This is a genomic window from Pseudonocardia sp. NPDC049154 (assembly GCF_040648315.1).
Taxonomy (GTDB): Bacteria; Actinomycetota; Actinomycetes; order Mycobacteriales; family Pseudonocardiaceae; genus Pseudonocardia.
The window spans coordinates 1-4,375 of record NZ_JBEZDN010000234.1; the positions used below are offsets into that span (position 1 = coordinate 1).

Genomic DNA, 4,375 nt, shown 5'->3' on the forward strand with positions numbered 1-4,375 from the left:
GGCTCCACGACTAGCTCCGCGCCGGCCGCTGGCTCGGAGCCTGCAACGCTCTGACCTGCGTGCCCCCGGCAGGATTCGAACCTGCGACCCAGAGATTAGAAGGCTCTTGCTCTGTCCAGCTGAGCTACGAGGGCGTGGGGCCCGGAGGCCGCCGCCGACGAGAGTAACGGCTCGGGTGTCGGCGGGGGCTCCGACGCCGCGCGACCGAGCGACGCGGGCGGCCGATCCGTCCCGTTCCCCGACGTCACCCGTCCGTTTCACGGTGTCCGCCCTCACGCGTCGAGGGTGCGAGATCCATACTGGGCACATGGCACTGGGACTGCGCTCCGCGATCGGCTCGGACGTCGGCCGCCGGCGCACCGCGAACGAGGACTCCGGCGCGGCCGGGGACCGCCTGCTCGTCGTCGCCGACGGCATGGGCGGCCACGCGCACGGTGAGCTCGCGAGTGCGCTCACGGTGGCGGCGATGCTGGAGCTGGACGAGCGCCTGCCCGAGGATCTCTCCGACGTGGACCTGCTCGGCGAGCTCGCCCGGGCGGTCGACGAGGCGTCGGAGCGGCTGGCCGAGCACGCCCGCAAGGAGCCGGACACGCAGGGGATGGGCACGACGGTCGTCGCGCTGGTCTTCGACGGCTCCCGGCTCGGGCTCGCACACGTGGGGGACTCGCGCATCTACCGCTGCCGAGGCGGCGAGCTGCGCCAGCTCACCCACGACCACACGATGGTCCAGCAGCTGGTCGACGAGGGCCAGATCACGCCGGAGGAGGCGCTCGTCCACCCGCGGCGCTCCGTCCTCATGCGTGCGCTGAGCACCGAGCACCCGGTCGAGGCGGACCTGGAGTTCCTCGAGCCCGAGCCGGGGGACCGCTACCTCCTCTGCTCGGACGGGGTGACGGCGGTGCTGCCGGACAAGGCGATCGAGGACCTCATGGCCGCGCCGACCGGACCCGAGGTCGTCGTCGAGCAGCTGATCACGTTGGCCAACGAGGGCGGTGGCCCGGACAACATCACCTGCATCGTGGCTGACGTCGTCGACGCGGGTGAGGCGCAGGCGCAGGGCGTCCGGGTCGTGGGAGCGGCGGCCGACCTGCGCTAGCGACGGCCGATCAGGCGTCGGAACCCGACCGGCACGGTCCCTCCGGAGGCCGCCAGCCGCGCGACGCGCCGCTCCACGGCCTGCCTGCGGGCCCCGTCCGGTTCCGGCCATGCGCCGGCGGCGACGAGGGGCGCCAGCTCGGCCGGGCCGCGGAACACCGCCCGCACGTCGCCGAGGACGGCGAAGTCGGCCGCCGCGAGCAGCCAGCCCGGATGGTCGACAGCGGTCGGGCACGCCCAGCCCGCACCGAGCAACCCGCGCCGCACGCCGCGCCGCAGCTCGCCGAGCGACCGCCCCGGCGCCGGGACGACGACGACCACGCTGCCCGCGGGCCGCAAGACGCGGCGGACCTCGGCCAGCAATGCGTCGGGCCGGTCGAGCGCGGGCAGGACCCGGTCGAGCACCACGCAGTCCGCCGCGGCGTCGCCGAGCAGGAGCGCCCCGGGCGAGGCGCGTACGTCGGCGACCGTCACCGCGCCGGGATCGCACGGGGTGATCGACACCGTCCGGCCCGTGGTGGGCAGGGCGGTGCCGACCCACTCGGTCAGTCCGGGGATGTCCGTCACGAGGGGGAGTCTGGCAGCGGGGTACGACGGAAACCGTCGTGACGCGGGCATAGCCTGGACGCATGGCGCAGACGACCGCCGACCCCACCCCGACGACGTCGGCCCGCCGGCCACCCTCGGGCGTCGGCGGCCTACTGGCGCTCGGCATCGCCGTGGCGGTCCTCGTCGCGGCTGGGCTCACGGCCCTCACCGGATCCCGGCCCGTCGAGAACCTGGGGCTGCCCGACCCGGGCACGCTGACCACGATCGGGCTGCCCGCGGTCCGCGCGGCCGCCGAGGTGTGCGCCGTGCTCGCGATCGGTTTCCTGCTCCTCGCGGCGTTCTTCGTGGCGCCGCAACGGAGCGGCTATCTGGACGTCGCGGGGTACCGCGGGGTGCGGGCGGCCTCGTACGCCGCCGCGGGGTGGGCCGTCTCGGCCCTGCTGCTGGTGCCGCTGAGCGCGGCCGATGCGTTGGGCAGACCGGTGGTCGACGTGCTCGACCCGGGGCTCCTGATCTCGGTCATCCCCAAGCTCGCGGACGCGATGGCGTGGCTGTTGACCGCGATCGTCGCGCTGCTGCTGCTGGTCGCCTGCCGGCTGGTGCTGTCCTGGGGATGGACGGTGGTGACGTTCGGGCTCGCCCTGCTGGGCCCGCTGCCGGTCGCCCTCACCGGGCACTCCGCGGCGGGCGGCTCGCACGACGTCGCGACGAACAGTCTCGTGCTGCACATCCTGGCCGCGTCGCTGTGGGTCGGGGGGCTGGTGGCCGTGCTGTCGCTCGCCGCCGCCAGGGCGGACGGCGACAGCGTGACGCTCGGCGTCGCGGTGCGCCGATTCTCGCGGGTCGCGTTCTGGTGCTGGGTGGTGCTGGCGGCCACGGGGGTGCTCAACGCCCTGGTCCGCGTGTCGCCCGCCGACCTGATCGGTTCGACGTACGGAGCGCTGCTGCTGGGCAAGACCCTGGCCCTGCTGGTGCTGGGGGGGCTCGGCTACCTGCATCGCAGGCACACCGTCGACGCCGCCGGGCGGGGCGAACGCGGGGCGCTCCTGCGGCTCGGTGGGGTCGAGGTACTGCTGATGCTCGCCACCGTCGGGCTCGCCGTGGCGTTGGGACGCAGCGCGCCGCCCGCCTCGGACGCGGCTCCGCCCTCGCGGACGGAGGTGGTGCTCGGGTACGACCTCGACGGTCCGCCGACCCTGGCCCGCCTCGCCTTCGACTGGCGGTTCGACCTGATCTTCGGTACTGCCGCGGTGCTCATGGCCGTGCTCTACCTGCTGGGTGTCCGACGGCTGCGGGCCCGGGGTGACGCCTGGAAGCCCGGGCGGACGGCGGCGTGGCTCTGTGGTTGCGCGGTGCTGCTGATCGCGACGAGCTCGGGCCTCGGGAAGTACTCGCCGGCGATGTTCAGCGTGCACATGGGCACGCACATGATGCTGTCGATGCTCACGCCGATCCTGCTCGTGCTGGGGGCTCCGGTCACGCTGATGTTGCGTGCGCTCCCGGTCGCCGGACGAGGCAATCCGCCGGGGCCGCGGGAGTGGTTGCTCGCCGCCGTGCACTCGCCGGTCGCCAGGTTCGTGACGCACCCCCTGTTCTCCCTGCCGGTGTTCGTCGGCTCGTACTACGCGCTGTACTTCTCGAACCTGTTCGGGTCGGCGCTCAACGAGCACTGGGCGCACGTCGCGATGAACCTGCACTTCCTGCTGGCCGGGCTGATCTTCTTCTGGCCCGTGATCGGCGTCGACCCGTCACCGCGACGTCTGCCGCCCGTCGTCCGGCTGGCGGTCGTGTTCATCTCCGTGCCGTTCCACGCCTTCTTCGGCGTGGCGTTGATGGGTGCGGACACGGTGATCGGCGAGCAGTTCTACCGGTCCCTGGCGCTGCCGTGGGTCACCGATCCGCTCGTGGACCAGAAGCTCGGGGGCGGCCTCGCCTGGGCATCGGGGGAGGTCCCGCTTCTCCTGGTGATCGTCGCGCTGCTCATCCAGTGGTCCCGCCACGACGAGCGGTCGGCCCGGCGCGATGATCGCCGGGCGGACGCGGACGGCGATGCGGACCTCAAGGCCTACAACGAGATGTTGCGCCGCTTGGCCCGTGGTGGGGGGCCGTCGGGCGCGTCCGAGAAAAACTTCGACGATCGTGCGTACGACGCGTCGCACGACGAACGACACCCGGAGGGCCCGTTCGCCGGGCGCGAGCCGGCCGGGGCGTCGGGGATCGGCGCAGGTGAACGGCCCCGGGACATCCCGTCGACGGAGTGACCGTTCGTCGCGGGGGCGTCCGGGGCCGTTCCGGGCGCCATCGGGCGTTTTCGCAGGTCAACCCACAAATGGGGGGCCGATTTGACCACCCCCGGTAGCCCTGGTGTAACTTTCTCTTCGTCGCCGCGGCGAGCGGAAAGACGGATCGGGCCGGTTCTCCGGGCCGGGTCGGGCTCGCCAGAGGGTGGCAGCCTCCGCGGAAGCGATACCTTCGGGTAGCGTGGCAGGGGCGCGTCGGGCGGAAGTTGGGGGTTGCCCCAGCAGTTCGGACGACCTAACATAAGAGAGTTGCCTCGGACTCGATCGAGTCTGGTAGGCTCTCGGACAGAAGCGACAACGCCCCGGACGGATCCCGCAAGGGTCCTGGTGGTGTGCGGGTGTCTTTTGAGAACTCAACAGTGTGTCGAGCTAAGTGTTCTGGTGGTTTTTGTGCCAGTTCATGTTTGGTCTGCTGCCGGGCCCCGTCCGGT

Annotated in this window: 3 protein-coding genes and 1 tRNA gene; 2 read left to right on the forward strand and 2 right to left on the reverse strand. The window is 72.6% G+C overall.

Translation table 11 applies throughout. The features are described from left to right. Positions 1 to 60: 60 nt before the first annotated feature. A tRNA-Arg gene (locus AB0B41_RS42740) sits at positions 61 to 134 on the reverse strand. A 173-nt stretch (positions 135 to 307) separates the two neighbouring features. Here AB0B41_RS42740 and AB0B41_RS42745 point away from each other — a divergent pair. Continuing rightward, complete coding sequence (locus AB0B41_RS42745; RefSeq protein ID WP_358212905.1) at positions 308 to 1,096, forward strand: PP2C family serine/threonine-protein phosphatase; 789 nt, start codon at positions 308 to 310, stop codon at positions 1,094 to 1,096. Here AB0B41_RS42745 and AB0B41_RS42750 read toward each other — a convergent pair. Further along, positions 1,093 to 1,662: a methyltransferase domain-containing protein gene (locus AB0B41_RS42750; protein WP_358212907.1), complete on the reverse strand. Its 570-nt coding sequence runs from the start codon at positions 1,660 to 1,662 to the stop codon at positions 1,093 to 1,095. The two genes, AB0B41_RS42745 and AB0B41_RS42750, sit on opposite strands and share 4 nt — an antisense overlap. 62 nt (positions 1,663 to 1,724) lie before the next feature. On the opposite strand from AB0B41_RS42750, the gene AB0B41_RS42755 reads away from it, so the two are divergent. Continuing rightward, positions 1,725 to 3,905, forward strand: coding sequence for a cytochrome c oxidase assembly protein (locus AB0B41_RS42755; protein WP_358212909.1), 2,181 nt, complete (start codon positions 1,725 to 1,727; stop codon positions 3,903 to 3,905). Positions 3,906 to 4,375 lie beyond the last annotated feature (470 nt).